The following is a 26,450-nucleotide window of genomic DNA, read 5'->3' as shown; positions in this document are numbered from 1 at the left end:
CGCTGCCTCCCTCGATCGATGCCGCACGGCCACCCGGTGGCCGCGCGGTCCCAGCAGGGTAGAGCCGCTGCGGAGAGCCGATGCCCTTGGCGGCCCGGGTCAGTGAGCGCGGCGCCGGAGCACCACGACCTCCACCCGGAGGCAGACGGTGCGCCAGCCGGACGCCGCGCCCGCGGCCGGGGTGGCGGCGGTACGGGGCTGGAGCTGGCCATCGCCCGGGAGACCACCACCGGGCACGGCGGCAGCCTCACCGTCGCCGACGACCGTGACGGCCTCGGCGGGGCGCGGTTGCTGGTGCGTCTGCCGGCCTCGCCGTGAGGCGGGTGCGGGGCCTCAGCTCAGGCCACCCGCGGTCATGCCGTGGACGGCGGGGACGCGGCCGAGGCGGCCGGCCTGGAAGTCGTCGAAGGCCTGGCGCAGCTCGGCCTGGGTGTTCATGACGAACGGGCCGTAGTGGGCCATCGGCTCCCGGATGGGCTGCCCGCCGAGCAGGACGATCTCCAGGTCCGGGGTGTTGCCGTCCTGGGTCTCGTCGGCGCGGATGGTCAGGGTGGAGCCCTCGCCGAAGACGGCGGTCTGGCCCATCGTGACGGGCCGCCGCTCGGCGCCGACCGTGCCGCGTCCGGCCAGGACGTAGGCCAGGGCGTTGAAGTCGGAGCGCCAGGGCAGCGTGATCTCGGCGCCGGGGCGCAGGGTGGCGTGGACCATGGTGATCGGGGTGTGGGTGATGCCCGGCCCCTGGTGCCCGTCCAGCTCGCCGGCGATGACCCGGAGCAGGGCGCCGCCGTCGGCGGAGGTGAGCAGCCGGACCTGGCCGCCGCGGATGTCCTGGTAGCGGGGGTCCTTCATCTTGTCCTTGGCGGGCAGGTTCACCCAGAGCTGGAGGCCGTGGAAGAGGCCGCCGGACATGACCAGGGACTCCGGCGGGGCCTCGATGTGCAGCAGGCCGGACCCGGCGGTCATCCACTGGGTGTCGCCGTTGGTGATGGTGCCCCCGCCGCCGTTGGAGTCCTGGTGGATGAAGGTCCCGTCGATCAGGTAGGTGACGGTCTCGAAGCCGCGGTGCGGGTGCCAGGGGGTGCCCTTGGGCTCGCCCGGCGCGTACTCCACCTCGCCCATTTGGTCCATCATGATGAACGGGTCCAGGTGCCGGTACGCGATGCCGGCGAACGCCCGCCGGACCGGGAAGCCCTCGCCCTCGAAGCCGCTGGGGGCGGTGGTCACGGCGAGCACGGGACGAGTGGGCGCGTCCGACCCCGCGGGGGCGGTGACGCGCGGCAGGGCCAGCGGGTTCTCGACGGTGACGGCAGGCATGGCGGGACCTCCTTGAGGGGCCGCCGAGGGGCTGCCCCGGCGACTGCGTACCCCCAGATTAGTTGAACGATGAACTTCTTGCCACCCCGAACGCGCAGAACCCGGCGGGCATTCCCGCCGGGCGCTTGGTTTCACGTGAAACGTCAGAGATGTCGGAGACGAGACGTCAGAAACGGCAGAGACGTCGTCCGTGGTCGTCAGCCGTACATCCGCCGCATGGCGAAGTCGACCATCTCCTCCACGGCCTTGGCGTCGAAGACGATCCGGTGGTCGCCCTCCATGTCGAGGACGAAGCCGTACCCGGTCGGCAGCAGGTCGATCACCTCGGCGCCGGTGATCACGAAGTACTTGGACTCCTTGCCCGCGTACCGGCGCAGCTCCTTCAGCGAGGTGAACATCGGGATCACCGGCTGCTGGGTGCTGTGCAGGGCGAGGAATCCGGGGTTGTCGCCGCGCGGGCAGTAGACCTTGGAGGTGGCGAAGACTTGCTGGAAGTCCTCCGGGGTCAGCGACCCGGTGGTGAAGGCCCGCACCGCGTCCGCGAGCGACGGAGGAGACGGCTCCGGATACAGCGGCGGCTGCTGCGCGTACCCCTGCTGGGGCGGGGCGTAGGCGCCCTGTGTCTGCTCGTACCCGTACATGCGGACCAGCCTATCGGCCGCTACGGAACAGGGCTGCGGCTCCCGGTTGTTGCCGCCCCGGACCCGGGAGCCCCCGGGACGTGGGCCCGGACCCCGGAGGCCCCGGGACGTGGGACCGGGCCCGGGCTCCGGCGCGGCTCAGGCCGATGCGCCGAGGGACTCGGCCGGGGTCGAGGCCGCGGCCTCCCGTACGCCCCGCCGGGGCCCGGGCAGGAAGAGCAGGGCGAGCAGGGCGGCGACCGCGCCGAGGGTGGCGAGCCAGGGCAGCGCGGTGGCGGTGGCGGCGGCCTGGGCCTGGTGCAGGCCCTCGCCCAGGTGGCCGGTGAGGGTGTCGGCGTAGAGCGTGCCCGCGACGGCCAGCGCGATCGAGCCGCCGATCTGGCGGAAGAAGGCGATGTTGGAGCTGGCGGTGCCCAGGTGGGCCGGGTCCACCGCGGTCTGTACGGCGATGGTCAGCCCGGACAGCATCGGGCCGACGCCGAGGCCGATCAGCGCCATCCAGAGCGCCATGGTCCACCGCGAGGTGTCCAGGGTGAGCCCGGTGAACAGCAGGGACCCCGCCGCGCCCAGCACGGCCGCGCCGATCAGCCACGGCCTGGTCCGGCCGGTGCCGCTGATCAGGGCCCCGGCCAGGAAGCTGCCGGCCACCATGGCGATCATCAGCGGGTAGATCAGCAGGCCGCTGGTGGCCGCGCTGTGCCCCTGCGCCTCCTGGAAGAAGCGCGGCAGGAACACCACCGCGGCGAAGAGGCTGAAGGCGGAGAAGAACGAGGCGAGGTTGGCCACCGTGTAGGCGCGGTCGCGGAACAGGCCCATCGGCATGATCGGCTGGGCGGCCCGGTTCTCGATCAGCACGAACGGCACCAGCAGCACGGCCGCGAGCACGATCGGCCCGACCACCACCGCGTCCGTCCACCCGTGGCCGTCGATGCCCTTCATGGTCAGCCCGACCAGCAGGGCGCTGATGCCCGCGGTCAGCACGGCGATGCCCGCGTAGTCGGGCCGCCCGCCGCCCGGCACCCCGGCCACCCTCGGCAGCTTCCGCCAGATGACGGCGAGCACGGCCGCGCCGATCGGCAGGTTGACCAGGAAGACCCAGTGCCAGCTGGCGTGGTCGGTGAACAGCCCGCCCAGGTAGGGCCCGACCACATAGCTGAGGGCCATGACCCCGCCCACCGCGCCCTGCGCGCGGCTGCGCCACTCGGCCGGGACGGTGTCGGCGACCAGGGCCAGCGAGAGCGGGATCAGGGCGCCGGCGCCCAGGCCCTGGACGGCGCGGAAGGCGATCAGCTGGCCCATGTCCTGCGACAGCGCGCACAGCACGCTGCCGAGCAGGAAGACCGCGATGCCGGTGAGGAGCAGCGGCTTGCGGCCGTGCAGGTCGGACAGCCGCCCGTAGAGCGGGACGGTGACCGTGGAGGTCAGCAGGTACGCCGTCACGGTCCAGGTGTAGAGGCTGGCGCCGCCCAGGTCCTCGGTGATCCGGGGGAGCGCGGTGCCGACGATCGTCTGGTCCAGCATCGCCAGGAACATGCCGCCGAGCACGGCGACGAGAAGGAGTCCGTTGCCGGACCGGTCACGCGTCTTATCGGTCATGTGAAGAAAGTGACATGTAGAAACTGACACGTCAAGGTGGAGGCATTCCCGGAGGTACCCTGCCGGTATGTCCCTGCGCATCGCCCTGCTCGGAACGCTGGCCTCCAAGGGCCCGGCCTCCGGCTACGAACTGGCCAAGACCTTCGACGACGTGATCAACCAGGTCTGGCAGGCCAAGCACAGCCAGATCTATCCGGAGCTGGCCAAAATGGTGGAGAGCGGGGCGGTCACCGTCGAGGAGACGGGCGGCGGGCGCGGCCGCAAGGTCTACACGATCACCGAGGCCGGGCGGACGGAGATCGACGCGTGGGTGGCCCACCCGGAACCCCACCGCGCCGTCCGCAACGAGACCGCCCTGCGCGCCTTCCTGCTGCCGCTGCTGCCGCCGGACCGGGCGGCGGCCACCATGCGGGGGCTGGCGGAGCGCCACGCCGCCCTCCTGGACGACCTGCTGAAGGACCGGGCCGCGATCGAGGCCCGGGGCGCTTCCGGCGAGCCGCCGTTCGGCGGTTACGCGCTGGACCTCGGCATCCGCACCTTCACCGTGCTGCGCGACTGGGCCCGGGAGACCGCCGAGGACCTGGAGCGCCGCGCCGCCGAGAACGGGGGTAAGGGGCGGTGACGGGCACACAACCGTCGCCGCCCGTGCGGGGTCTCGTGGCCGAACGCGTGTTCAACGGCTGTTTTCGGCCGTGCGTGTGCCCCTCAAGGGCCCCTTCAGCCGGGCCGGGAAGTACGGCAGTCGGCAGCCCCTCGGCGGCTACGGCTATCTCGACGTGGCGGAGCTGGTCGCGGGGAACGTGGACGGCAAGGGCGGCACCGACGTCTACATCGTCGGCCGCGACCTCTACCAGAACACCCCCGCCAGGCAGCAGCCCGTCTTCCTGCACCGCAGCGGGACCTCGTGGACCTCGTTCGCCGACCGGCCCGTGCACCCGCTCCGCGTCCCCGACGACGGCGGCGGCCAGACGGGACCCGGCCTCTCCGTCGTCGGCGACTTCGGCAAGGACGGCTTCGGGGACCTGGCGGTCGGCCGCGGCCTGGAGAACACCGACCGCGGGCGCGGCTCGGTGATCGTCCACTACGGCAGCGCCGACGGCCGCCCCAAGCGGATGCAGACCCTCAGCCAGGACACCGCCGGGGTCCCCGGCGCCTCGGAGAACGACGGCCACTTCGGCTCGGCGCTGGACGCCGGGGACGTCGACGGCGACGGTTACGCGGACCTGGCCGCCGGCGCGTACGGCGAGGACGCGGGCAGGGTGCGGAACACCGGCATGGTCACCGTGCTGCGCGGCGGCCCCGGCGGGCTGACCGGCAAGGGCGCCACCGCCTTCGACCAGAGCACGGCGAACGTGGCCGACACCCCGGAGCAGGACGGCGCGTTCGGCCGGACGCTGAAGCCGGCCGACTACACCCGCGACGGCCGCGCCGACCTGCTGGTCGACGTCAACGAGGAGCTCGACGGCAAGGACCGCTGGGGCCTGGTCCAGATCCTCAAAGGCTCGCCCTCCGGCACCACCACGAGCGGTGCGAAGCACTTCACCACGGACTCCCTGAAGCTGAAGTACCGCACCCTGGGCACCTACTTCGCCGGCTGAGCCCCAGCCCCGGGCTTCCCTGGCCACCGGGCATCCCGACCGGTCCGCCCCGGTCACCCTGCCCCGGGCAGGCCGCCGGACGCCACGGGTGCGAGGAGTTCGGCCAGTGCGGTGCCGCGCTCGGTCGGGAGCAGCCGCACCTCCCAGCCGCGCCGGTCGCGGTGGAGCGGCCCGGCCTCGGCGAGCTGCCCGCAGTGGTACGTGGCGGTGCTGACCCTCACCCGGAGGTGCGCCGCCAGGGCGCTCACCGTCGGGTGGTGCGGGAGGAAGCACAGGATCTCCGCCCGCACCGGCCCGAGCACCACGCCATGCGGGATCGAGTGCGGGGTCGGCGGTGGCGATCTCCCCCGCCGGCTCCTGCCTTCCCGACGTCATCGGTCCTCCTGGAGTTTCAGCATGTCGTGGAACGGGCCGGCGCCGGTGGACAGTTCACCGAAGGTGCCGACTTGGACGATGTGGCCGTGGTCCAGGACGGCGATGCGGTCGGCGAGCTTGGTGTTGATCAGGCGGTGGGTGATGAAGATCGTGGTGCGGCCGGCGGCGAGGTGGCGCAGGCGGCTGAAGATCCGGTGCTCGGCGCGGGCGTCGAGGGCGGCGGTGGGCTCGTCCATGACCAGGACCGGGGCGTCGCGGTGGAAGGCACGGGCGAGTGCGACGCGCTGCCATTCGCCACCGGACATCTCGTGTCCGCCCCACCAGGAGCGGGCCAGGGAGGTGTCCAGGCCGTGCGGGAGCCGGGCCAGGACGGTGTCGGCGCCGGCGGCTTCGGCGGCGGCGTGGACGGCGTGGTCACCGGTGGGTCGGGGGTGGCCGAGGGTGATGTTCTCGCGGGCGTTCAGCGGCCAACGGGTGTAGTCCTGCGGGACGACGGCGATGCGCTGGTACACCGAGGCGGGGTCGGTGTGGGCGAGGTCGTGGCGGTCCCAGGCGACGCGGCCGGTGGTGGGGAGGAACAAGCCGGTGAGGAGCTTGGACAGGGTGGTCTTGCCGGAGCCGTTCTCGCCGACCAGGGCGAGGACTTCGCCGCGGTGGAGGGTGAGGTCGATGCCGGTCAGCGCCGATGTGGTCGCCCCGGGGTAGGTGAAGCCGACCGCGCGGGCGGTGATGGTGCCGGGCGCCGCGGTGATCCGGGCGGGGCCGCGGGTGCCGGCCCACTGCCGGGCCAGGCTCAGGAACCGGGTCCAGTCGGCCAGGGACAGCGAGGTGCGGAAGAGGCGGGCACCGACCCGTACCGAGGTGGTCAGGGCGGTGTTGGAGGTGCGTACGGCCAGAGCGGCGGCCCCGGCGGCGGCCGGCTCCATGTGGCCGGTGGCGACCAGGGTCAGCAGCGCGGCCCAGGTGAGGAGCAGTCCGCCGGCGGACAGGGTGTCGCCGACTCCTTGCGCGAGGAGGGCGCGGCGGGAGGCGGTGAACTGCTCGGTCTCCAGGCGGCTGGAGACGGTGCGGTACTGGTCGATGAGGAAGTGGGCCATGGTGCCGGCGCGGACCTCGTCGGCGGTGGAGCGCTCGGTGGCGTAGTTGCGCAGGACGGCTCGCAACCGGGTGTCGGAGTGGTTGCGATGGTGGGCGGTGTGCTCGATGCGGGCGGCACGCAGGGCGCCGAAGGCGCAGGGCAGGGCGGCCAGGATGAGGAGTGGCACGAGAAGGGGATGCAGGGCGGTGGCGACTGCGGCCGCGGCGGTGAGCTGGGCGAGGGCGCCGGTGATCTGCCGGGCGTCGAGGACCAGATCGCGCGTGGCGTTGGCGCCGTCGCCGGCCGCCTGGTGGGCGTCTGCGAAGTCTGGATCCTCGTACGCGACCAGTTCGGCGCCGGTGGCGGCGGTGATGACCTGCAAGTCGGCCTCGCGGACGACCTTGGGTGCCAGCCTGGCCGCGGCCGCCTTGGCCCCCGCGTCGGCGAGGTAGCGGCCGGCCACCGCGCCGGTGACGGCCCCGAGGGCGGCGGTGTTGCCCTGGATGCCGAGGATCAGGCTGTCCGCGGCCAGCACGGTGGTGAGCAGGTGCGCGGTGGCGGTGAGGGCGAGCGCGGTGAGGACGGCCGCGGTGACCTGGGCGGCCAGCAGGGTCAGGACGGCCGTGCGGTCCACGTGCCACCCGAGCCGGGCGGCCCGGGCCAGGGTGGAGGGCAGGCGCCGGGCGACGGCCCAGGTGCTCAGGCCGGTGCCGGCGTCATGGTGCCGGTCGGCGGCAAGTCGCATGTGCGGGGGCTGCTGGCCGGGAGTGGGGGTCACCCGTACAGGAAGCGACCCCCAGCGAGGCGGCGGCAACGCCTTATCCGGGCGCCTGGACGATCGGGCCAGCTCAGGTCGGTGTTGGCGTCAATGTACGTGAACTGAATTCACCCGTTCGGGACGGCGGCTCGGGGCGGGGAGGTTTGCCGCGGGCCGTGGTGCCTGCTAACGATCAGGCACGGTCATCACGAGGGTCCATGGCCGGTCGCCCGCGTCGCCGATGTCCCGGCCGACGCTGTGCCCGGGCACCTCGGCCCAGGCGTGGAAGGCGTCGGGCTGGAACCGGGCACCGAGGACCCAGCGGACCTGGCGCCCGGTGAGCGCGGCGGCCAGCACGGCGGCCAGGCTCAGCTCCATACAGGCGATCCGGCCCGGCCACCACCATGGCGCGGCCGCGCACGCCGCGGTGTAGAGGGCGTCGAGCCGGGAGGGGGAGGCGTAGGGGAGGTGTCGGGTCTGGCGTACGAGGGCCAGGCGCCGGGGCAGCGGAAGGCGGGAGAGCACGAGCGCGGCCGCCAGGGCGGTGAAGGCCAGAGCCCGGTCCGGCCAGGGTGCGGTGGGGCGGGGGCCCGAAGCGACGACACTCATCTCCACCACCTCCTTCGCCGCCGCGCCACCGGGCGGGCGACGTCGATGAGGACCCCGTGTTCCAACAGGGCGGCGACGCACCTGGCGACGGCGGCCTGGGTGGCAGCCGGGTCGAGCCCGGCGGGGACGGCGATGCGGTCGGCCAGCCCGTCGACGGATCCGTGGCGCAGAGCCTCCCGCCACACCTGCGTGGCCGCCGGAGCCAGCGAAAGCCATTGCCCGGTCCGCGTGTTGAGGATGGCCGTGCCCTGCTCGGTGTCGGCGTGATACACGCCCGGGGCGACGGTCAGCATGCCGGCTCCCGCTGTGCGGCGGCCGGTCGGGTGGCCAGCCACTGGCAGGTGATCAGGAGGTGGTGCAGTTCGCCGATCGGGGCGGCGCCCCGCCCGGTGGCGGTCGCTCGTAGCGTGCGGCGGGCCGCGTCCGAGTCGAGCAGGCCGGCCTGGACGAGCGGGCTGTCGGTGATCAGACGGTCGAGCGCGCGGTAGTGGCGGGCGACACCGGCGATCCGCTGCGCGGTGAAGGACCCCTTGGAGCGGCGGCCGGTCAGCCAGGGGGGAAGCTGCGGCAGGGCGGCGGCCAACAGGGGCTTGAAGGTGTCCACCCCGCGGCGCTCCGCCGCCGGCACCGCGAACGCCGCCCGCACCACCTGGTTGTCGAGGTAGGGATGGACCGGGTGCAGGCCTATGGCCTCGTACAGCGGCAGCTCGGCGCGGGCGGCCGCACCGGTCGAGCGCAGCGCCGTCCACTGGTCGGCTTCGTCGGCGAACTCCGGCTGGGGGCCGTCGGCGGCCTCGTACAGCAACGCGGCCACGACGGCGCGACCGCTGCCGGTCAGCCACATCGCGGCTTGGCCGGTAGGCACCCAGGTCCAACCGGGCGGGCGCTCACCCACCGTGCCGGTCTCCAGCACCCTGGCGGCGCAGAGCAGGCTCTCGCGCCGACCGGTACGGGCGGTCTGCCGCAAGGCCCTCCAGTACGGGCCGGGCGCCTGCCCGCGCAGCCGTGCCCAGGCGTAGGCATGCCGCTTGGCGTCGCGGACGTAGCCGCGCTGGATCATGCCGACCCAGGCCGCCGTGGTGGCGTCCAGCACCGCGTCCCCGCCGTGGCCGGTCAGGTGCAGCGGGCTTCCGGCCACCGGCGCGCGGTAGAGCCGGTCCATGTCCCAGTTCACCGCCGCGGCGGCCGGTTCGCCGGTGGGTGGCACGTCGGTGAGCGCGAAGGGCAGGTGCTCGGCCGAGCCGGAGGCGATGTGGTGCTCGATGCCGGCGTACGCGGCGATGCGGGAGGCGTACGCGGTGTCCTCGGCACTGGTGTGCGCGTCCGTGCAGGTGACCGCCCGCACCGGGCCGATCGCCGCCGCCAGGAGCACGGCCGTGCCCGAGTCCAACCCACCGGACAGGTCGGCGCCTACTTCCTCCGCAGCCTCGCGTACCGGCCGCTGCACCGCCCGGGTCAGCGCGGACCCGAACGCCTCGGCACCGCTGCGGAGGTCGGCGACCGGCTCGATCCCCGTGACGTCCACGGTGCTCACCTCGCCCTCGCGCACCACCACGGCGCTCCCGCCGGGAACAAGTTCGATGCCCCGGTAGGGGGTGCGGTGCGGCCAGTGCTGTTCGCCATGGGTGATCCGGGCCGTCAGCAGCCCCAGGTCGAGCGGTGCGCCGGTGAGGCGGACCAGGTGACCGAGGTCCGACCCCCACAGCGGGCCGGTGCCGGTCCGGTTGAGGAACACGGGGCGCAGCCCGGCGAGGTCCCCGGCGATGAACCGGGTGCCGTCCGGCGCCTGGGCGATGATCCAGTATGAGCCGGGCCAGCGGGTCAGCTCCGTCCACCGGTGCTCGGCGACCGTGCGGAGCGCCTGGTCGAGCTGGGCCCGACCGGCACCGCAGTCCCCGGCCACGACGAGCCGACATCTACCGTCGAACGCCACCCTCACCGGTCCGCGGCGCAGTGCCCGCCGTTCCTCGGCGGTGGCGCCGCCACTCTCCTCCATCAGTGCTCTCCCCTCATCGGTCGACGCGGTAGGCGAGCCGGGGCCCGGTGCGCGGGACGGTCGATGCCTCCCGCGGGCCGGGCCCCGGTGGTGGATCGGGAGGGTCACATGCCCTCGAAGTACCGGTCCTTGTCGGAGTCGTTGTAGTTCTGCGAGCCGAGGGTGGCCGCGTCCACCGAGTGGACGTTCAGGTCGAAGCCGGTCGGCTCCGCGTCGGCGGTCTGGCTGCTCTGGGTGTCCTGCATGGGGGTGACCTCCCTGGAGGGTTCCGGCGCAGTGGCGGCCGGGCTGCTCCCAGTCCAGCGCCCGCCGGCGCGGCGTCTCCACGGCGATACCGGGGCGGTTTGCTGCGCTCGGCCGGACCTCCTTTCGCTGCGGGAGCGCTGCGAGTCGCTGCGAACCACGGCTGAACCGCACCGGGCCAGCTCCTCGCCTCGTACCCTTGAGGTCAGCGCACAGCCTTGGACCGCACCACGCCTTCATCATCTCTGAGCTGGAGGAACACGGTGTCGCAGCCGAATGACCAGCTGGCGCACTGGGTGCGGTTATCCCAGGCCAGCTACAGCCACATCGCCGCGGAGGTCGCTCGTGTCGCAGCCGCCCACGGACGGTATGACGTCCAGCCGGACAGCTCCCGCCTCTCGCGGTGGATCAACCATGCGGAGAAGCCCCGCCCGCCGGTGCCCGCGTTCCTCGCCGAGGCTTTGACACGGTTGTGCGGCCGTCGGCTGACCCCGGCCGATCTCGGCTTCGCCGCCGGCCCGCCGCGCCCGGGCGCAGAGGGGTGGTCGGCTCGCGCGGTCGTCGCCGCCCTACTCGCCACCACCCGGAGCGATGCCGTGACCGACACCCGCCCGCCCTCCCTCTCCCGCCTGCTGACCGGCCCGGCGCTGGTGGAGGCCGTGCAACCCTGGCTGCGCCTGCCCGACGGTGAACCCCTGCCCGAGCCCGTACGGCCCGGCGCCCGCGTCGGCCGGTCCGACGTCAGCCGTATCCAGGCGACCACCGCCGCCTTCCGCCTCCTCGACAACGAGCACGGGGGCGCCCTGTCCCGGCTCGCCGTCGTCGGCCAGCTCCAGCACGTCACCCACCTCGCCGCCACCGCCACCTACACCGAGGAGACCGGCCGCGCTCTGTTCGCGGCCATCGCCGAACTCGCCAGTGTCGCCGGGTGGATGACCCATGACGCCGGCGTCCACGACGACGCCCAGCGCTACCTCCTCCTCGGACTGCGGGCCGCCCACCAGGCCGGCTCCGACGGCACCGGCATCGGCGGGCATCTGCTGAACTGCCTCGCCCGCCAGGCCAATCACCTGGGGCACGCCCACGACGCCCTCGACCTCGTCCAAGCCGCCCAGTACGGCACCCGCAAGCTGCCTCCCGGACGACTACGCGCCCTGCTGGCCTCCCTGGAAGCCCGCTGCCACGCCGTCCTGGGCGACATCGGCGGGATGGAACGCGCCACCGCCGCCGCCGAGCACGCGCTGATGGGCGAGGGCGACGACCCGGCCCCGAGCTGGGCCGCCTGGTTCGACACCGCCGAGTTCCACGTCACCGCCGGGGTGTGCGAGTTCATCGCCGCCGAGTGTGTACCCGCACGCTCGGCGCGCGCCATCGACCTGATCACCCAGGGCACCGCACACCGGCCGGCCGAGCGGGTCCGCAGCCGCGCTTTCGACCACATCGCCCTGGCCCGCGCTCATGTCCGGGCCGGGCAGACGGATGCCGCCGACACCGCGACCACCACGGCCCTCGCCCTCATGGGCGAGGTGCACTCCACCCGCGTGAGCGACCGCCTACGGGAACTGGACACCGAACTGGCCGCGGCCCCGGCCGGCACCGCCGCTGCCGGCAGCCGAGGCCGTATCCGTGCGGCACTCCGGCCGAGTTGACACTATGGGGCCGGGCTCAGCCGCGCAGCCCGCCGCCCTTCACCGCGGAGACGAAGGGCGCCCAGGCGGTGGACGCGAGGAGGAGGACGGGGCCCTCGGTGACCTTGGAGTCGCGGACGGGGACGAGGCCGGGGACGTTGTCGGCGACCTCGACACAGTTGCCGCCGTCGGTGTTGCTGTAGGAGCTCTTACGCCAGTGGGCGGCACCGGGGAAGTGGCGGGCCACCTCGACACAGTCGCCACCGTCAGTGTTGCTGTAGCTGCTCTTATGCCAGACCGCGGTGCTCAAATCCGGTGCTGTGTGAGCCATTACGCCAGTCCTCCGCAGCTTGCTCGATCAGGGCGAGGGACGCCTCCGGTGAGAGGGCGGCGGCCCGCAGCCGATCGTACGACCTGCGGTACTTCTTCACGACCGCCGGATCGTCCACGGTTTGACCGGCGTATTGCGACTCGATGTAGACCAGCGGTGGTTCGTCAGCGAACGTCAGCACGATGACGTTGCCCATCATCAGAGGGTGGACACCTTCGCTCCACGGCATCACCTGGAGAGTGATTCGGCCCGACCGCACCAGCTCCGCGACATGCTCACACTGCTCGGCCATCAGGCCGGGCGGCAGTACTGACATCCGCAGCGCGCTCTCATGGAGCACGATCCAGTACTCCGGCTTGATCGGGTCCTTCAGGAAGAGCTCGGCGCGCGCCAGCCGACCGGCGATCTTCTGCTCGGTCTCCTCCGGGAGTTCTAGAGGACGGTCCGTTTTGAACAGTGCCCGGATGTACGGCTCGGTCTGGAGCAGGCCCGGGAATACTGCCTGCGACCACTGGTCGATGGTCAGCGCCCGCTTCTCCGCCTCCAGCACCGTCTCGAAGTAGTCGGCGTGGCCGTTGAGCCGGGCCTTGCGGACGTCCTCGCAGTTCCGGAGGAAGTAGCCGTCGGTCTTGAGGACCCGGTCCACATGCCCGGCGAGATCCTTCGGCATGGAGCGGTTGCCGCGTTCGATCTCGCTGATGAAGCCCAGTCCGTAGAAGCTGTCCTCCGCCAACTGCTCCAGCGTCAGCCCGGCTTCGTTGCGTTTGTGGCGCAACTCCTTGCCGTACAGCTTGGAGACGGTGATGACGTCGTCTTTCTTCTTGCGCGCGGCCATGGTTGCCCGCCTTTCAACGCCCGTTGCCGAGTAGCCGAAACCTCTTCCACGGTAGTGGTCATCGCGCCACTGTGTGACCAGTTCGTCACAGAAGGCGGCGAGTAGCGCGAAAGGCAGGCCATCCCCATGACCGACCACCCCCACACCCACACCCCCGACCCCGACCTCGTCGCCCGGGAGACCGTGGACGACCTGCGGGCCGTCCTCGCCGAGCACGGGATCAAACTGCCCTCCCTGGGGCGGGACTTCGGGCACCCGCCGCTGGTCATCCTCGGCAACTGCAACCTGGCGACCGCCCGCGCGCTGGTGGACGTGCTGCGGGCGAAGGGCGGGCGGTGAGCGTGTTCACGGCCTCGCTGCTCGCCGTGGCGAAGGAGGTGCCCGAGCTGCGGCGGGCGGTGCGGGAGCACCTGGGGGAGCCCTGTCCCGAGGTGGAGCTGTGCGTGAGCGAGCTGCTGGCCAATGTGATCACGCATGTGGGGGAGGGCACCCCGGTCACCGTGCTGATCACCTCGGCCAACGGCCTGGTGCATGTCCAGGTGACGGACCCGGATCCGCGCGCCCTGCCCACACTGCGCTCCGCCGACCCGGATGACGAGGGCGGGCGGGGGCTGGCGCTGCTGGACGCGGTGGCGCTGCGGTGGGGGGTGGTGCCGGGGCCGGGGCGCAAGACGGTCTGGTGCGAGCTGCCGGCCGTGCGGCCCGGGCCGGTGTTCCGGCCGGAGTCCGTGGGCGTCTGCCGTCAGGACTAGGCGGGCGGGGCGTGACATCGTGGTGTCCATGACCATCGAGGTTCGCCCCGCGTCGGCCTTCGAGGACGTTCGGGCCCTGGTGGGGCCGAAGTCGCCGGGGGCCACCGTCTGCTGGTGCCTGAGCTACCGGCTCCCGTCCAAGCTCAACAACGAGCTTCGTGGACCGGCCCGGGGGGAGTACGTGGCCGGGCTGTGCCGGGCCGAGGTCCCGCCGGGGGTGCTCGCGTACGAGGGGGAGGAGCCGGTCGGCTGGGCGGCGGTGGCGCCGCGGGCGGACACCGCGTTCGCGCGCAGCCGGGTGATCCCGCGCGTGGACGAGCTGCCGGTCTGGTCGCTGTGGTGTGTGCGGGTGCGCCCCGGTCACCGGAGGAAGGGGATCTCGCACGCGCTGATCGCGGGGGCGGTCGAGTTCGCCCGGGAGCGCGGGGCGCCGGTGGTGGAGGCGTACCCGATCGACAGCGGGGGCGACCGGATCGACCTGACGATGGCGTACGCGGGGATCCGGAAGAACTTCGAGCGCGCCGGGTTCGTCCACGCCGCCGACACCACCTCGGTGCTGGCCGGGCACCCCCGGGTGCTGATGCGGCTCGACCTGCGCTGAGGAGTCAGCCCCGTAGCGCCGACTCGCGCCGGCGGCGCTCGGCGAGCGGCCCGAACTCGTAGGCGTGGCGGCCTTCATGGTCCTTCTGGAGCCAGCAGGACTCGGACTGGACGCTGCCCGGCAGGGAGGTCACGGGGCAGTCGTCCAGGCGGACCAGTTCGCGCTCGGGGCCGTGCGGGTTGTCGCCCCAGCGGGCGTGCAGGCTCCACGGCGGGGTGGTCTCGGTGCCGGCCACTCCCTGGGCGATCGTGTGGTGGAGGCTGGTGTGCCCGGCCTCCAGCGTGCAGTACAGAAGCTGCTCAAGCTGGAAGCCGCCGTCGAGGGCGGCCATCATCCGCATCTCGTCGTCGCGGAAGATGATCCGGGCGGGGCAGCTGATCTTGAAACGGGACATGGTGCGGCACCTCCTGTACTCAGTGTGAGCGAGCGGGGACCTTCCGCGCAGGGGGTTGGGGAATATTCACCGGGCGGTGCGGGTGGTGGTGCGGGGCTCGTCACGGATCGCCCCATAGGGGTTGCTCTTATTACCGACGGGTAGCATCATCGTAGCTACTGCCTGGTACGTGGACAGCGTGTACGAGGCGCCGAAACCGCCTCCCCGAGCCTTACGGAGCCTTCGCCATGGGGCACTACAAGTCGAATCTTCGCGACATCGAGTTCAACCTCTTCGAGGTCCTCGGCCGCGACAAGGTGTACGGCACCGGTCCGTTCGAGGAGATGGACGTCGAGACCGCCAAGAGCGTCCTGGACGAGCTGGCGCGCCTCGCGGAGAACGACTTCGCCGAGTCGTTCGCGGACGCCGACCGCAACCCGCCGGTCTTCGACCCGGAGACCAACACCGCCCCGGTGCCGGCCTCCTTCAAGAAGTCGTACCAGGCGTTCATGGACTCCGAGTACTGGCGGCTCGGGCTGCCCGAGGAGATCGGCGGCACCACCTCCCCGCGCTCGCTGATCTGGGCGTACGCGGAGCTGATCCTCGGCTCGAACCCGGCGGTCTGGATGTACTCCTCCGGCCCGGCCTTCGCGGGCATCCTCTTCGAGGAGGGCAACGAGGTCCAGAAGAAGATCGCCGCGATCGCCGTGGAGAAGCAGTGGGGCTCCACCATGGTGCTGACCGAGCCGGACGCCGGCTCGGACGTGGGCGCCGGGCGGACCAAGGCCGTGCGGCAGGAGGACGGCTCCTGGCACATCGAGGGCGTGAAGCGCTTCATCACCTCCGGTGAGCACGACATGTCGGAGAACATCCTCCACTACGTGCTGGCCCGCCCCGAGGGTGCCGGTCCGGGCACCAAGGGCCTGTCGCTCTTCCTCGTCCCGAAGTACCACTTCGACTGGGAGACCGGCGAGCTGGGCGAGCGCAACGGCGTCTACGCCACCAACGTCGAGCACAAGATGGGCCTCAAGGCCTCCAACACCTGCGAGATGACCTTCGGCGACCGCCACCCGGCCAAGGGCTGGCTGATCGGTGACAAGCACGAGGGCATCCGGCAGATGTTCCGGATCATCGAGTTCGCCCGGATGATGGTCGGCACGAAGGCGATCGCCACCCTCTCCACGGGCTACCTCAACGCCCTGGAGTACGCCAAGGAGCGCGTGCAGGGCCCCGACCTGGCGAACTTCATGGACAAGACCGCGCCCAAGGTCACCATCACCCACCACCCGGACGTGCGCCGCTCGCTGATGACGCAGAAGGCGTACGCGGAGGGCATGCGCGCCCTCGTCCTCTACACGGCCGCCGTGCAGGACGAGATCGCCGCCAAGGAGTCCGCCGGGGAGGACGCGAAGGCGCTGGTCGGCCTGAACGACCTGCTGCTGCCCATCGTGAAGGGGTACGGCTCGGAGAAGTCGTACGAGCAGCTGGCCCAGTCGCTCCAGACCTTCGGCGGCTCCGGGTACCTCCAGGAGTACCCGGTCGAGCAGTACATCCGGGACGCCAAGATCGACACCCTCTACGAGGGCACCACGGCCATCCAGGGCCAGGACTTCTTCTTCCGCAAGATCGTCCGCGACCAGGGCGCCTCGCTGAACGCGCTGGCCGAGGAGATCAAGAAGTTCCTGGCGCTCGGCACCGGTGGCGAGGAGCTGGCTCCGGCCCGCGACTCGCTGGCCAAGGCGGCCGTGGACCTGGAGGCGATCGTCGGCCAGATGCTGACCGACCTCACCGCCACCGGCGAGGACGTCAAGAACATCTACAAGGTCGGCCTCAACACCTCCCGGCTGCTGCTGGCCTCGGGTGACGTGGTCGTCGGCTACCTGCTGCTGCGGGGGGCGGCCGTGGCCGCCGAGAAGCTGGAGACCGCGTCCGCCAAGGACCGTGCCTTCTACCAGGGCAAGATCGCGGCGGCGAAGTTCTTCGCGGCCAACGTCCTGCCGAACGTCTCCACCGAGCGGCTGATCGCCGAGTCGGTCGACAACTCGCTGATGGAGCTGGACGAGGCGGCCTTCTGACCGGAGCGGTCGGCCGAGTCGGCTGAGGTGGAATAGAGCAGGTGTTCGGCTGCGGCCCGTCCCCGGGATGACCCCGGGGGCGGGCCGCGGTCGTTTTCCGGGCGCGGTCGCCCCTGCGGAAGCTCTGGGTGCGGTGGTCGCTTTTCCGGGTGCGGGGTCGTGCGCGGGGATTAACTGACTTGCTTTTGACCAGGACTTGGTATGTAAGGCAAGGCTTACCTAAGTAGCTTGCTCGGAGTGACCGGAGGGCCCTCGGGAACGGAGGGCGCTCGCGGTCGTTCGTGGTCCTTCCTGGACGGAGACAAGCGCATGAGTGGTACGTCCGAACCACGGCCCTTCACGCTGGCACGCCTGCGTGCGGACGTGGCCGAGGTGCTCTACGTCGAAGCCGACGAGCTCGCCGACGACGAGAACGTGTTCGACCAGGGGATGGACTCCATCCGGACGATGACCCTGCTGGAGAGCTGGCGAGCCGACGGCGCCGAGGTCGACTTCACCCAACTGGCCGAGCGGCCGACCCTGAGCGCGTGGGCCGCGCTCCTCGCTCCGCAGGCCACCGCACCCGCCGCGACACAGGCGGGGTCCTGACCCGTCCGGAGTCCTCACCGGGGCGGCCGACGCCGGCGCCCCGTCCTTTCCGTGTGCCGCCACCTTGATGTTCCTGATGCTGAGGGAGACAACCCATGACCCAGTCCGGCCCCTATGACGTCGTCGTGGTCGGGGGCGGCCCCGGCGGCTCCACCACGGCCGCGCTGGTGGCGATGGCCGGCCATCGCGTGCTGCTGCTGGAGAAGGAGTCCTTCCCGCGCCACCAGATCGGCGAGTCGCTGCTCCCCGCGACCATCCACGGCATCTGCCGCTTCCTGGGGGTCAGCGAGGAGATGGAGAAGGCGAACTTCATGCCCAAGCGGGGCGGTACCTTCCGCTGGGGCTCCAACCCCGAGCCGTGGAACTTCCTCTTCGCCTACTCCCCGCTGATGTCGGGCCCCACCAGCACCGCCTACCAGGTCGAGCGCATGAAGTTCGACAAGATCCTGCTGGACAACGCCCGCCGGCTGGGCGTGGACGTCCGCGAGCGGTGCACGGCCGTGGCGACCCTGTCCGAGGGCGACCGGGTCACCGGACTGCGCTGGACCGACGAGGACGGCAGGACCCATGAGACCGGCGCCCGGTACGTGGTCGACGCCTCCGGCAGCAACAGCAGGCTCGCCCGTACCGTCGGCACCCGCAACTACTCCGACTTCTTCCGCAACGTGGCCCTCTACGGCTACTACGAGGGCGGCAAGCGGCTGCCCGGGCCGGACGCCGGCAACATCCTCTGCTGCGCCTGGGACGACGGCTGGTTCTGGTACATCCCGCTGACCGACACGCTCACCAGCGTCGGCGCGGTGGTCAACCGCTCCCAGGTCGGCACGCTCTCCCGCGATCCCGAGGCCGCCATGGCCCAGTTCATCGAGCGGGCGCCGATGATCAAGGACTATCTGAAGGACGCGACCCGGGTCACCGAGGGCCCGTACGGCGAACTGCGCGTGCGCAAGGACTACTCGTACGCGATGGAGCGCTTCTGGCAGCCCGGCATGGTGCTGGTGGGCGACGCGGCCTGCTTCGTGGACCCGGTCTTCTCCACCGGGGTCCACCTGGCCACCTACGGCGGGCTGCTGGCCGCCCGCTCGATCAACAGCGCGCTCTCCGGCGACCTCGACGAGGAGCGGGCCTTCGGCGAGTTCGAGCGCCGCTACCGCCGCGAGTACGGCGTCTTCTACGAGTTCCTGCTCGCCTTCTACGACATGCAGCACAACGAGGACTCCTACTTCTGGCAGGCCCGCAAGGTCTCCCGGGCCGAGGCCACCGACCTGCGCGCCTTCGTGGAACTGGTGGGAGGCGTCTCCTCCGGCGAGTCGGCGCTGATGGACCTCGACGGGCTCAAGGAGCGCTTCGGCACGTCCTCCCGCGACCTCGCCGACGCCGTGACCCGGACCGGGCCCGCCCAGTCCGAGAGCGGCGAGCGGATGGGCGAGCTGTTCGGCACCACGGTGGTGACCGAGGTGATGCAGGGGATGAACGAGATCCAGGCCCGCGCCTCGCTGGGCGGGGCCACCACCCTGGAGCAGCCGCTGTTCCCGGACGGCCTGGTCGCCTCGCCCGACGGCCTCGGCTGGGCCGACCCCACGGCGCCGACCACCGGGACGGGCAGCGTGGCGGCCGAGCTCGCCGGGACCGGGACCGGGACCGGGGACGCGGTCGGGGCCGGCTCCGACGGCGGTGGCGGTACGGCGGCGTGAGGACGCTCACCGACCGCTCGGGGCGCGTCCGGTGACAGCCGAGCAGATCACCACGAGCGTGCTGCTCGCCACCGGCACGGTCGTGGTGCTCGCCGCCGCCCTCTCCGCCCTCGCCCGGCGGATCGGGCAGCCCCCGGTCATCGGCCAGGTGCTCGCGGGCATCGTGCTCGGCCCGAGTGTGCTGGGCCGGCTGCCCGGCGACCCCAGCGCGCTGCTGGTGCCGGACGAGGTCCTGCCCTACCTCGGGGTGCTCGGCCAGGTGGCGCTGGTGCTGTTCATGTTCTCCGTCGGCTGCGAACTGGACACCTCGCTCCTGCGCCACCAGGGCCGCACCGTCACCTCGGTGTCCCTCGCCGCGCTCGCCGTCCCCATGGCGGCGGGCGCGGCCCTGGGGTGGGCCGTCGTCGCCCGGGGCGCCGAGCCCGAGGGCGCACCGAGCGGCTGGGCCTTCCCGCTCTACCTCGCGGTCGCCCTGTCCATCACCGCGATGCCCGTCCTGGCGAGCATCATCCGGGACCGGGGCCTGGCCGGCACCGTGCCGGGCCTCGTCGCCACCGCGGCGGCGGCCCTCACCGACGTCGCCGGCTGGCTGGTGCTGGCCGGAGTGGTGGCGCTCGCCGGTAGCGAGGCCCACTCCCCGGCCGTGGTGGGCGGCCTGCTCGTCTGCTACCTGCTGGTCATGCTGCTGCTGGTCCGCCCGGTCCTGCGGCGGGCGTACGCCCTCCCGGGCGCGCTGCGGGACGGGCCGCTGATCGCGGCAGCCCTGCTGTCGGGGTGGGCGACCAACGCGCTGGGACTGCACGCCGTGTTCGGGGCCTTCCTGGCGGGGCTGCTGATGCCGCGCCGGGGGGACGGGCGGCCCGACCCCGGGCTGGTCTCCTGGGCGGACCGGGTCGGCGGTCTGCTCCTGCCGGTCTTCTTCATCACCACCGGCTTCTCCGTGGACATCGGCGGACTGGGCGCGGGAGACCTCCTGCTGCTGGTCGTGCTGCTGGCCGTCGCGATCGCGGCCAAGCTCGGCGGCTGCGCCTGCGCCGCCCGCCTGGGCGGCCGGAGCTGGCGGGAGAGCGCGGTCATCGGGGCGCTGATGAACACCCGGGGCCTGACCGAGCTCATCGCCCTCAACGTGGGCAAGCAGGCGGGGCTGCTGGACGACCGCTGGTACGCCCTGCTGGTCGTCGTGGCCCTCGTCACCACCGCCATGACGGGGCCGCTGCTGAGCTGGTTCCGCCGGGATGCCGAAGCGGACGCGGAGCCGGACGGGGAAGCGGCGCCGGAAACGGACCCGGGGACGGGGAGGTACGCCGGGACGGGCGCCTCTCCGGCCCGCGCGGCCCGGTGATCCGCGTACCCCGGCCCCCGTCCCGGCCTCCGTGGCCGGTGGTCTCCGCGGCCCCCGGCCCTCGCGGCGCGGGCGGCCCGCCCCCCGCCGCTAGGCCGCGGCCGTCGCCGGGCCCGGGGAGCCGCCCGGGGCGGTCGGGGGCGGGGCGGATATGCGCAGGGCGGCCGCCGTCACGGCGAGGAGGTCGCCGAGGAGCACCGGCTCGCGGTCCGGTGTGCCGGAGGCGGTGCCGGCGCAGTGGGCGCAGAGCGGCAGCCCGGGCGGGCCCGCCCACACCGAGCGGGCCAGCGGCCGGCTCCAGACCGTGCCCGGGGCCGCACCGCAGGCGGCGCAGAGGGGGCCGGGGGCGGACGCCTCGTACGGGTGCCCGGCCGGGCGGGGCGGCTCGGCGGTGGTACGGGGAGGGTCGGGCACCCGGGCGTGCTCGGGCGGACGGGCGGGGCGCCCGGGTGTCCGCCGCGCCCGCGGGGTGGGCAGCGGCACGGATCCGTTCGTCGTCGTGGTCACCTCGGGACCTCCGGTCGAGTCGGCGGGCCGGCGCGGCCCGCACCTGTCATCCGAACTCGGTGCGCTGTCGTGCTGCTCTCACTGCTCCTGCTGCTCCTGCTGGTCCATCCGCTTCCGATGGTGGCAGGCACCACTGACAACGGGCCCGGGGAACCCTTGGGAGGCGGGCCGGGGCCGCCCGTAGGGTGGGCCTCATGACCAGCTCTGCACCCCGCTTCGACCGCGGCCACACCGATGACCTGATGGCTTTCCTGGCCGAGTCGCCCTCGCCGTACCACGCCGTCGCCAACGCCGCGGACCGCCTGGAGAAGGCCGGCTTCCGGCAGCTCGACGAGACCGCGGCCTGGGACGGGGCGGCGGGCGGGGCGTTCATCGTGCGGGGCGGGGCGCTCATCGCCTGGTACGTCCCCGAGGGAGCCGAGGCGCACACCCCGTTCCGTATCGTCGGCGCGCACACCGACTCACCGAACCTGCGGGTCAAGCCGCGGCCCGACATGGGCGCGCACGGCTGGCGGCAGGTGGCCGTGGAGACCTACGGCGGGACGCTGCTGAACACCTGGCTCGACCGCGACCTGGGCCTCTCCGGGCGGCTGACGCTGCGGGACGGCGGGCACCGGCTGGTGAACGTGGACCGCCCGCTGCTGCGCGTACCGCAGCTGGCCATCCATCTGGACCGGGCGGCCAACGACGGTCTGAAGCTGGACCGGCAGCGCCATATGCAGCCGATCTGGGGCCTCGGTAAGAACGTCCGCGAGGGCGACCTGATCGACTTCGTGGCCGGGGAGGCCGAGGTGGACGCGGGGGAGGTGGCCGGCTGGGACCTGATGGTCCACTCGGTGGAGCCCCCGGCGTACCTGGGCCGGGACCGGGAGCTGGTCGCCGGGCCCCGGATGGACAACCTGGTCTCGGTGCACGCCGGGGTGGCCGCGCTGACCGCGGTGGCGACGGCCGGGAAGCCCGCGTACATCCCCGTACTCGCCGCCTTCGACCACGAGGAGAACGGCTCCGAGGCCGACACCGGCGCCCAGGGGCCGCTGCTCGGCACGGTGCTGGAGCGGTCGGTGTACGCGCGCGGGGGAGGGTACGAGGACCGGGCGCGCGCCTTCGCCGGCACCGTCTGCCTGTCCTCCGACACCGGGCACGCGGTGCACCCCAACTACGCCGAGCGGCACGACCCCACGCACCACCCGCGGGCCAACGGCGGCCCGATCCTCAAGGTCAACGTCAACCAGCGGTACGCCACCGACGGCGGCGGGCGCGCGGTGTTCGCCGCGGCGTGCGAGCGGGCGGGGGTGCCGTGGCAGACCTTCGTCTCCCACAACGACATGCCGTGCGGGACGACGATCGGCCCGATCACCGCCGCCCGGCACGGCATCCGGACCGTGGACATCGGCATCGCGATCCTGTCCATGCACAGCGCCCGTGAACTGTGCGGCGCGGACGACCCGCATCTGCTGGCGAGCGCGGTGGCGGCGTTCCTGGGCTGAGGCCCTGTCAGCGTGCCGCGGCTCGCGGTGCGGTGTTGCGTAGCCGGGTGGGAAGGGGGTATCCGCACCACCTGACTACCGACCAGGAGGCGGGAATCATGGGCCTTGGTGGCTGCATCATCCTCATTGCGGTCGGGGCGATCCTGACCTTCGCGACCGACTGGGAGGCCAGCGGCGTCAACCTGGACCTGGTGGGTCTCATCCTGATGGCCGTCGGCCTGATCGGAGTCGCGACCTTCACCAGCATCGCCCGGCGCCGTCGCGCCATCGTCCAGCCGGTCGCCCCGACCGTGGTCGACCCGGCGCACGACGAGCGCCGCTACTGAGCACCACCCCGTACCACCCCGTACCACCCCGCCCCCGCGAGCCGCCACGGCCCGCGGGGGCGGGCCGCCGTCAGCCCTCGTCCATTCCCGCCAGGATCAGCGGGAGCCGGTCCGCGCCGCCCTCGCGGACGGTCACCGGGACGCCCCAGTCCTGCTGGTGGACATGGCAGGCGGGATATTCGTTCGCCGGGTCGTCGTCGCAGGAGGCGGCCATCGCCGAGACATGCAGCACGCCCTCGGTGACCGAGGGGTCCAGGGCGAGCGTCCGGGAGAGGTCGGTGCCGGTGCCCGCGCCGTCGGCGAGCAGTTCCGGCGGGGTGGCCGAGACCAGCAGCCGGGTGGACGGCCCGTAGCGCTCGTCCAGCTTCTGGCCGGTGGGCGCCCGGAAGACCACGTCCAGCCGGAGGCTGCCCGGGGCGATGGCGGTGGCCTCGCGCCGGGTGCGGTGGGCGACCGCGTCCACCCGGACAGCCTGCTCCGGCAGCCGCAGCCGGGTGAGCCGGTGCCGGGCCGACTCCACGACGACGATGTCCTCCCCGGCCAGCACCGCCCCGCTGGGCTCGCGCAGATCGGTGGCGAGGGTGGTGACCTCGCCGGACTCGCCGGCCGCCGGGTCGTAGCGGCGCAGCGCGTGGTTGTAGGTGTCGCTGATCGCCACCGAGCCGTCCGGCAGGGCGGTCACCCCCAGCGGGTGCTGGAGCAGCGCCTGCCCGGCCGCGCCGTCGCGGTGGCCGAAGTCGAACAGCCCGGTGCCGACGGCGGTGCGGACCGCGTAGTCGTCGTCCTGAGGCTCCACCCAGCGCAGGGAGCTGGTCTCCGAGTCGGCCACCCACAGCCGCGTGCCGTCGGCCGCGACCGCGAGCCCGGACGGCTGGGCGAACCAGGCCTCGGCGGCCGGTCCGTCGACCAGGCCCTCGTTGGTGGTGCCCGCCGCCACGCGTACCGTCCCGGCCGCCGGGTCGAAGGCCCACAGCTGGTGGACGCCCGCCATGGCGATCCACACCTCGCCGCGCCACCAGGCCACGTCCCACGGTGAGGAGAGCGCCACCTCGCGGGCCGGTCCGGAGGTGGGCGAGGACTGCCACCACTGGGCGCCCGTCCCGGCGACGGTGGTCACCTCGCCGCTTACCGGGTCCAGCAGCCGCAGGGCGTGGTTGACCGTGTCGGCGACGACGACGCGGCCGTCCGGGAGGAGGGCGAGGCCCTGCGGCTCGCTGAAGCGGGCGTGCTCGGCGGGGCCGTCGGCGAGGCCCCGCTCCCCGTCCCCGTACCGCCGCTGCACGGTCTCGCCGTCCGCAGCCAGCCGCACCAGCCGGTGGCGGGTGGTGTCGGAGACCAGGAAGGTGCCGTCGGGCAGCGGCAGCGCCTTGCCGGGGAAGCGCAGATGGGTGGCGACCGGCTCCGGCGGTACGTAGGGCCCGTCGCCGCGCCGCAGGGTGCCCTTGGCCGCGTGCTCGGCCTCCAGCTCCGCGACGAGCGTCCCGATGGCGCCCGCGTGGCCCTCCCCGGCGTGCTGGGCGACGACGTACCCCTCGGGGTCGATCACGACCAGGGTGGGCCAGGCCCGTACCGCGTACTGCTTCCAGGTGGCCAGCTCCGGGTCGTCCAGCACCGGGTGGTGCACCCCGTACCGCTCGACGGCGTCCACCACGGCCTGGTGCTCGGCCTCGTGCACGAACTTCGGCGAGTGCACCCCGATGACCACCACGGTGTCGCGGTGCTTCTCCTCCAGCTCGCGCAGCTCGTCCAGGACGTGCAGGCAGTTGACGCAGCAGAACGTCCAGAAGTCCAGGATGACGATGCGGCCGCGCAGCCCGGCCAGGGTGAGCCGCTCACCGCCGGTGTTCAGCCAGCCGCCCCTGCCGACCAGCTCGGGGGCGCGGACACGGGCACGGCTGCGGGGCGCGGGGGTGGGCGCCGGGGCGGAGTCGTTCATGGTTCAAGGGTGCCATCCGGGTGTGAACGGCGGGTCACACGTCCACGGCAGCGGCCAGGGCGGCCCGGGTCTCGGCCACCAGGGTGCGGGCGGCCGCCACCGTGGCGGAGAGCTCGGCGGCCGTGGCGCCCGGGGAGCCGAGCAGGGCGCGGGCCCGGTCGCCGAAGCCGGGCGGGGCGGCGGGCAGCGTCTCGGCCACGGCCAGGGCGCCCTTCTCGTTGAGGCACCAGCGGCGGGCGTGGGCGTACAGCGACTGGGTGAGCACCCCGAGGGCGCGGGAGAGGCAGAGCGAGACGAAGAGCGGGTCGGCGCCGGACGCCCCCTTGGCGGCCCCCTCCACCAGGAACTCCGCCTCCCAGGCGGCCGCCAGCAGCGAACGGCGCAGCGGCTCGGGGTAGGCGGCGGTGGCGGCGCGCAGGGCGGTCAGTTCGCCGGAGGGGTCGGCGAGGACCCGGCCGAGGGCGGCCTCGCCGGGGTAGCAGGGCGACCAGAAGCCGAGCGGGTGCCCGGCCTGGACGCCCACCTCGTACCGTCCCTCCTGGCACTCCCGCCACACCCGCCCCACCCGGTCCAGGTCGCGCAGGATCCAGTCCACGGCCGTGTCCCCGACCCGCAGCCAGGCCCCGCCGTTGACCCATGGCCCCCAGGCGCCCGGGGCGGCGACCTCCACCCCGTCCCCGGCGAGCGCGCCCAGGGCCGCGAGGTCGAGCGGTTCGCGGTAGTAGACGCCGAGGTCCCAGTCGGAGTCCGCCCGCCCCTCGCCCCGAGCCCGGCTGCCCCCGAGCATCACCCCGACGACGCCGGGGACGCGGGTGAGACGGTCGGCCATCTCCTGGACGGGGGCGGGGACGGGGAGGGAGGAAGTCATGGGGTGAGTGTGCGGGGGGAGGGGGTGCGGGGGCAGCCGGATTTCCGGTGCGGAGGGTGCTGCCCACCGCCGTACGGTGACGGCCGAACGGAAGGAGCAGCGACCATGAACGGCGACGCGATCGCGCGCACCACGTTCCCCGAGGGCTACACGGTCCTCTTCGGGACGGACGGAAAGATGATCCTGGCTCCTCGGAGTGCGGAGCACTCCAGCACGATCAGGTCGATGCAGATCGCCTCCGCCCATGCCCTCGGCCGCCATGCGAAGGTCATCTCCGATGTGCACATCGACTTCCCGGGCGGTGAGCACTGCGCACCCGACTTCGCCGTCCTCCGCGAGGACGCGAGCCGGGAGGGCGCGCGCTACGGCTTCGTGGACGTCCTGCTGATCTCCGAGGTGGTCTCGACCCCCTCGGCCCGTAAGGACTACGACGACTGCACGGTGAAGTACGGGCGCTACGGCGTCCCCGTCTACCTGGTCGTCGATCCGTACGCCCGGGAGGTGGTGCTGCACACCGAGCCCACCTTCACCGGCTACAGCACCGCGCACACCCGCGCGTACGGCACCGGCACGCTGGCCATCCCGCTGGCCGACGGCCGCACCTTCACCCTCGACCTGGACGAGTGGGCACACCGGGGGCGGGTGGACCGGGTGTGGACGGAGCCGTTGTTCTCCCGGCCCTGAGGGGGCCCGGCGACCTGCCAGGGTGACCCTGGGCGCTCGGCGGTGTCCCGCTTTCGGGTGAGCTCGGCGTCAGCGGTGGGGGCGGCGGCGGGTCCACCAGAGGGTGGTGGCGGCCAGGAGGGCGGAGCCGACGACGGTGAGGGGGAGCAGGAGGTGGGGGCCGTCGTCGGTGGGGGCGGTGGCAGAGGCGGGGGGCGGGGGGGGGGGGTGGGAGGG

At 73.0% G+C, this 26,450-nt stretch carries 29 protein-coding genes; 14 read left to right on the top strand and 15 right to left on the bottom strand.

The genetic code is table 11. The features are described 5' to 3' along the window. The first annotated feature begins 102 nt into the window (after positions 1-102). The gene (locus M1O15_RS01825; protein ID WP_248631375.1) at positions 103-318 is read left to right on the top strand and encodes an ATP-binding protein; all 216 of its coding nucleotides are present in this window, start codon (positions 103-105) and stop codon (positions 316-318) included. A 15-nt stretch (positions 319-333) separates the two neighbouring features. Here the strand turns inward: M1O15_RS01825 and M1O15_RS01820 are convergent, their stop codons facing one another. The 3 genes from M1O15_RS01820 to M1O15_RS01810 form a co-directional block, all read right to left on the bottom strand. Next, on the bottom strand, positions 334-1,314 hold the full coding sequence (locus tag M1O15_RS01820; protein WP_248631374.1) for a pirin family protein: 981 nt from the start codon (positions 1,312-1,314) through the stop codon (positions 334-336). 197 nt (positions 1,315-1,511) lie between these two features. Then, a complete protein-coding gene (locus M1O15_RS01815; protein WP_248631373.1) occupies positions 1,512-1,955 on the bottom strand; it encodes an SseB family protein in 444 nt (147 codons plus the stop codon). Positions 1,956-2,093: 138 nt separating this feature from the next. Continuing rightward, positions 2,094-3,551, bottom strand: coding sequence for an MDR family MFS transporter (locus M1O15_RS01810; RefSeq protein ID WP_248631372.1), 1,458 nt, complete (start codon positions 3,549-3,551; stop codon positions 2,094-2,096). A 67-nt stretch (positions 3,552-3,618) separates the two neighbouring features. Here M1O15_RS01810 and M1O15_RS01805 point away from each other — a divergent pair, with 67 nt between their 5' ends. Further along, on the top strand, positions 3,619-4,173 hold the full coding sequence (locus M1O15_RS01805) for a PadR family transcriptional regulator (RefSeq protein ID WP_248631371.1): 555 nt from the start codon (positions 3,619-3,621) through the stop codon (positions 4,171-4,173). 70 nt (positions 4,174-4,243) lie between these two features. Beyond that, positions 4,244-5,149 carry an FG-GAP repeat protein gene (locus M1O15_RS31560; protein WP_248631370.1) on the top strand — a complete coding sequence of 302 codons (906 nt, stop codon included), beginning with the start codon at positions 4,244-4,246 and terminating at the stop codon, positions 5,147-5,149. Between the two features lie 53 nt (positions 5,150-5,202). On the opposite strand, the gene M1O15_RS01795 is transcribed toward M1O15_RS31560, so the two are convergent. The 6 genes from M1O15_RS01795 to M1O15_RS01765 all read right to left on the bottom strand — a co-directional run bounded on the left by M1O15_RS01795 (position 5,203) and on the right by M1O15_RS01765 (position 10,209). After that, complete coding sequence (locus M1O15_RS01795) at positions 5,203-5,454, bottom strand: helix-turn-helix domain-containing protein (protein WP_248631369.1); 252 nt, start codon at positions 5,452-5,454, stop codon at positions 5,203-5,205. A 66-nt stretch (positions 5,455-5,520) separates the two neighbouring features. Beyond that, a complete protein-coding gene (locus M1O15_RS31310) occupies positions 5,521-7,347 on the bottom strand; it encodes an ATP-binding cassette domain-containing protein (protein WP_282576156.1) in 1,827 nt (608 codons plus the stop codon). A gap of 198 nt (positions 7,348-7,545) precedes the next feature. Then, positions 7,546-7,968, bottom strand: a complete 423-nt coding sequence (locus M1O15_RS01780; RefSeq protein WP_248631368.1) for a lasso peptide biosynthesis B2 protein — start codon at positions 7,966-7,968, stop codon at positions 7,546-7,548. Beyond that, positions 7,965-8,261 carry a PqqD family peptide modification chaperone gene (locus tag M1O15_RS01775; protein WP_248631367.1) on the bottom strand — a complete coding sequence of 99 codons (297 nt, stop codon included), beginning with the start codon at positions 8,259-8,261 and terminating at the stop codon, positions 7,965-7,967. Before M1O15_RS01775 ends, M1O15_RS01780 begins: the two co-directional genes overlap by 4 nt. Beyond that, positions 8,255-9,964, bottom strand: a complete 1,710-nt coding sequence (locus M1O15_RS01770) for an asparagine synthase-related protein (RefSeq protein WP_248631366.1) — start codon at positions 9,962-9,964, stop codon at positions 8,255-8,257. Before M1O15_RS01770 ends, M1O15_RS01775 begins: the two co-directional genes overlap by 7 nt. A gap of 104 nt (positions 9,965-10,068) precedes the next feature. After that, complete coding sequence (locus tag M1O15_RS01765; RefSeq protein ID WP_248631365.1) at positions 10,069-10,209, bottom strand: hypothetical protein; 141 nt, start codon at positions 10,207-10,209, stop codon at positions 10,069-10,071. Positions 10,210-10,470: 261 nt separating this feature from the next. Here M1O15_RS01765 and M1O15_RS01760 point away from each other — a divergent pair, with 261 nt between their 5' ends. Then, the gene (locus tag M1O15_RS01760; protein WP_505017675.1) at positions 10,471-11,856 is read left to right on the top strand and encodes an NsdA family TPR-like regulatory protein; all 1,386 of its coding nucleotides are present in this window, start codon (positions 10,471-10,473) and stop codon (positions 11,854-11,856) included. 16 nt (positions 11,857-11,872) lie between these two features. Here the strand turns inward: M1O15_RS01760 and M1O15_RS01755 are convergent, their stop codons facing one another. Continuing rightward, a complete protein-coding gene (locus tag M1O15_RS01755; RefSeq protein ID WP_248631363.1) occupies positions 11,873-12,166 on the bottom strand; it encodes a DUF397 domain-containing protein in 294 nt (97 codons plus the stop codon). Continuing rightward, complete coding sequence (locus M1O15_RS01750; protein WP_248631362.1) at positions 12,123-13,001, bottom strand: helix-turn-helix domain-containing protein; 879 nt, start codon at positions 12,999-13,001, stop codon at positions 12,123-12,125. The genes M1O15_RS01755 and M1O15_RS01750 overlap by 44 nt, the downstream gene beginning before the upstream one ends. Before the next feature lie 126 nt (positions 13,002-13,127). On the opposite strand from M1O15_RS01750, the gene M1O15_RS01745 reads away from it, so the two are divergent. The 3 genes from M1O15_RS01745 to M1O15_RS01735 are packed head-to-tail and all read left to right on the top strand — an operon-like array spanning position 13,128 to position 14,354. After that, positions 13,128-13,340 (top strand): hypothetical protein, encoded by a 213-nt coding sequence (locus M1O15_RS01745; protein WP_248631361.1) that lies wholly within the window; start codon positions 13,128-13,130, stop codon positions 13,338-13,340. Further along, positions 13,337-13,753 (top strand): ATP-binding protein, encoded by a 417-nt coding sequence (locus M1O15_RS01740; protein ID WP_248631360.1) that lies wholly within the window; start codon positions 13,337-13,339, stop codon positions 13,751-13,753. The genes M1O15_RS01745 and M1O15_RS01740 overlap by 4 nt, the downstream gene beginning before the upstream one ends. A 28-nt stretch (positions 13,754-13,781) precedes the next feature. After that, positions 13,782-14,354 (top strand): GNAT family N-acetyltransferase, encoded by a 573-nt coding sequence (locus tag M1O15_RS01735; RefSeq protein ID WP_248631359.1) that lies wholly within the window; start codon positions 13,782-13,784, stop codon positions 14,352-14,354. A gap of 4 nt (positions 14,355-14,358) precedes the next feature. Here the strand turns inward: M1O15_RS01735 and M1O15_RS01730 are convergent, their stop codons facing one another. Next, complete coding sequence (locus tag M1O15_RS01730) at positions 14,359-14,748, bottom strand: hypothetical protein (protein ID WP_248631358.1); 390 nt, start codon at positions 14,746-14,748, stop codon at positions 14,359-14,361. Positions 14,749-14,975: 227 nt separating this feature from the next. Here M1O15_RS01730 and M1O15_RS01725 point away from each other — a divergent pair, with 227 nt between their 5' ends. The 4 genes from M1O15_RS01725 to M1O15_RS01710 all read left to right on the top strand — a co-directional run bounded on the left by M1O15_RS01725 (position 14,976) and on the right by M1O15_RS01710 (position 20,426). Beyond that, positions 14,976-16,802 carry an acyl-CoA dehydrogenase gene (locus M1O15_RS01725; RefSeq protein WP_248631357.1) on the top strand — a complete coding sequence of 609 codons (1,827 nt, stop codon included), beginning with the start codon at positions 14,976-14,978 and terminating at the stop codon, positions 16,800-16,802. Positions 16,803-17,111: 309 nt separating this feature from the next. Next, positions 17,112-17,390, top strand: a complete 279-nt coding sequence (locus tag M1O15_RS01720) for a phosphopantetheine-binding protein (protein ID WP_248631356.1) — start codon at positions 17,112-17,114, stop codon at positions 17,388-17,390. A gap of 95 nt (positions 17,391-17,485) precedes the next feature. Next, on the top strand, positions 17,486-19,084 hold the full coding sequence (locus tag M1O15_RS01715; RefSeq protein ID WP_248631355.1) for a tryptophan 7-halogenase: 1,599 nt from the start codon (positions 17,486-17,488) through the stop codon (positions 19,082-19,084). A 31-nt stretch (positions 19,085-19,115) separates the two neighbouring features. Then, on the top strand, positions 19,116-20,426 hold the full coding sequence (locus tag M1O15_RS01710) for a cation:proton antiporter (RefSeq protein WP_248631354.1): 1,311 nt from the start codon (positions 19,116-19,118) through the stop codon (positions 20,424-20,426). A 90-nt stretch (positions 20,427-20,516) separates the two neighbouring features. On the opposite strand, the gene M1O15_RS31305 is transcribed toward M1O15_RS01710, so the two are convergent. Next, positions 20,517-20,933 (bottom strand): hypothetical protein, encoded by a 417-nt coding sequence (locus M1O15_RS31305; RefSeq protein WP_282576155.1) that lies wholly within the window; start codon positions 20,931-20,933, stop codon positions 20,517-20,519. Positions 20,934-21,127: 194 nt separating this feature from the next. Here M1O15_RS31305 and M1O15_RS01700 point away from each other — a divergent pair, with 194 nt between their 5' ends. Then, positions 21,128-22,420, top strand: coding sequence for a M18 family aminopeptidase (locus M1O15_RS01700; RefSeq protein WP_248631353.1), 1,293 nt, complete (start codon positions 21,128-21,130; stop codon positions 22,418-22,420). 98 nt (positions 22,421-22,518) lie between these two features. Beyond that, positions 22,519-22,746: a DUF6458 family protein gene (locus M1O15_RS01695; protein ID WP_248631352.1), complete on the top strand. Its 228-nt coding sequence runs from the start codon at positions 22,519-22,521 to the stop codon at positions 22,744-22,746. A 70-nt stretch (positions 22,747-22,816) separates the two neighbouring features. Here the strand turns inward: M1O15_RS01695 and M1O15_RS01690 are convergent, their stop codons facing one another. Together M1O15_RS01690 and M1O15_RS01685 are read right to left on the bottom strand one after the other, a co-directional pair. After that, complete coding sequence (locus tag M1O15_RS01690) at positions 22,817-24,682, bottom strand: NHL domain-containing thioredoxin family protein (RefSeq protein WP_248631351.1); 1,866 nt, start codon at positions 24,680-24,682, stop codon at positions 22,817-22,819. Positions 24,683-24,716: 34 nt separating this feature from the next. Beyond that, complete coding sequence (locus tag M1O15_RS01685; protein ID WP_248631350.1) at positions 24,717-25,550, bottom strand: nucleotidyltransferase domain-containing protein; 834 nt, start codon at positions 25,548-25,550, stop codon at positions 24,717-24,719. A 105-nt stretch (positions 25,551-25,655) separates the two neighbouring features. Here M1O15_RS01685 and M1O15_RS01680 point away from each other — a divergent pair, with 105 nt between their 5' ends. Continuing rightward, positions 25,656-26,234: a Uma2 family endonuclease gene (locus M1O15_RS01680; RefSeq protein WP_248631349.1), complete on the top strand. Its 579-nt coding sequence runs from the start codon at positions 25,656-25,658 to the stop codon at positions 26,232-26,234. The last annotated feature ends 216 nt before the right edge of the window (positions 26,235-26,450 follow it).

Source organism: Streptomyces lichenis (assembly GCF_023218175.1).
GTDB classification, from domain to species: domain Bacteria; phylum Actinomycetota; class Actinomycetes; order Streptomycetales; family Streptomycetaceae; genus Streptomyces; species Streptomyces lichenis.
The sequence above is the reverse complement of the archived record's forward strand: the minus strand, read 5'-3'. Positions and strand labels throughout refer to the sequence as shown.

Excerpts from the sequence above, each read along its gene's own strand:
- M1O15_RS01820 (WP_248631374.1), bottom strand. The coding sequence starts at position 1,314 with ATGCCTGCCGTCACCGTCGAGAACCCGCTGGCCCTGCCGCGCGTCACC.
- M1O15_RS01815 (WP_248631373.1), bottom strand. The coding sequence starts at position 1,955 with ATGTACGGGTACGAGCAGACACAGGGCGCCTACGCCCCGCCCCAGCAG.
- M1O15_RS01810 (WP_248631372.1), bottom strand. The coding sequence starts at position 3,551 with ATGACCGATAAGACGCGTGACCGGTCCGGCAACGGACTCCTTCTCGTC.
- M1O15_RS01805 (WP_248631371.1), top strand. The coding sequence starts at position 3,619 with ATGTCCCTGCGCATCGCCCTGCTCGGAACGCTGGCCTCCAAGGGCCCG.
- M1O15_RS31310 (WP_282576156.1), bottom strand. The coding sequence starts at position 7,347 with ATGCGACTTGCCGCCGACCGGCACCATGACGCCGGCACCGGCCTGAGC.
- M1O15_RS01780 (WP_248631368.1), bottom strand. The coding sequence starts at position 7,968 with ATGAGTGTCGTCGCTTCGGGCCCCCGCCCCACCGCACCCTGGCCGGAC.
- M1O15_RS01775 (WP_248631367.1), bottom strand. The coding sequence starts at position 8,261 with ATGCTGACCGTCGCCCCGGGCGTGTATCACGCCGACACCGAGCAGGGC.
- M1O15_RS01770 (WP_248631366.1), bottom strand. The coding sequence starts at position 9,964 with ATGGAGGAGAGTGGCGGCGCCACCGCCGAGGAACGGCGGGCACTGCGC.
- M1O15_RS01765 (WP_248631365.1), bottom strand. The coding sequence starts at position 10,209 with ATGCAGGACACCCAGAGCAGCCAGACCGCCGACGCGGAGCCGACCGGC.
- M1O15_RS01755 (WP_248631363.1), bottom strand. The coding sequence starts at position 12,166 with ATGGCTCACACAGCACCGGATTTGAGCACCGCGGTCTGGCATAAGAGC.
- M1O15_RS01750 (WP_248631362.1), bottom strand. The coding sequence starts at position 13,001 with ATGGCCGCGCGCAAGAAGAAAGACGACGTCATCACCGTCTCCAAGCTG.
- M1O15_RS01745 (WP_248631361.1), top strand. The coding sequence starts at position 13,128 with ATGACCGACCACCCCCACACCCACACCCCCGACCCCGACCTCGTCGCC.
- M1O15_RS01735 (WP_248631359.1), top strand. The coding sequence starts at position 13,782 with ATGACCATCGAGGTTCGCCCCGCGTCGGCCTTCGAGGACGTTCGGGCC.
- M1O15_RS01730 (WP_248631358.1), bottom strand. The coding sequence starts at position 14,748 with ATGTCCCGTTTCAAGATCAGCTGCCCCGCCCGGATCATCTTCCGCGAC.
- M1O15_RS01725 (WP_248631357.1), top strand. The coding sequence starts at position 14,976 with ATGGGGCACTACAAGTCGAATCTTCGCGACATCGAGTTCAACCTCTTC.
- M1O15_RS01720 (WP_248631356.1), top strand. The coding sequence starts at position 17,112 with ATGAGTGGTACGTCCGAACCACGGCCCTTCACGCTGGCACGCCTGCGT.
- M1O15_RS01715 (WP_248631355.1), top strand. The coding sequence starts at position 17,486 with ATGACCCAGTCCGGCCCCTATGACGTCGTCGTGGTCGGGGGCGGCCCC.
- M1O15_RS01700 (WP_248631353.1), top strand. The coding sequence starts at position 21,128 with ATGACCAGCTCTGCACCCCGCTTCGACCGCGGCCACACCGATGACCTG.
- M1O15_RS01695 (WP_248631352.1), top strand. The coding sequence starts at position 22,519 with ATGGGCCTTGGTGGCTGCATCATCCTCATTGCGGTCGGGGCGATCCTG.
- M1O15_RS01690 (WP_248631351.1), bottom strand. The coding sequence starts at position 24,682 with ATGAACGACTCCGCCCCGGCGCCCACCCCCGCGCCCCGCAGCCGTGCC.
- M1O15_RS01685 (WP_248631350.1), bottom strand. The coding sequence starts at position 25,550 with ATGACTTCCTCCCTCCCCGTCCCCGCCCCCGTCCAGGAGATGGCCGAC.
- M1O15_RS01680 (WP_248631349.1), top strand. The coding sequence starts at position 25,656 with ATGAACGGCGACGCGATCGCGCGCACCACGTTCCCCGAGGGCTACACG.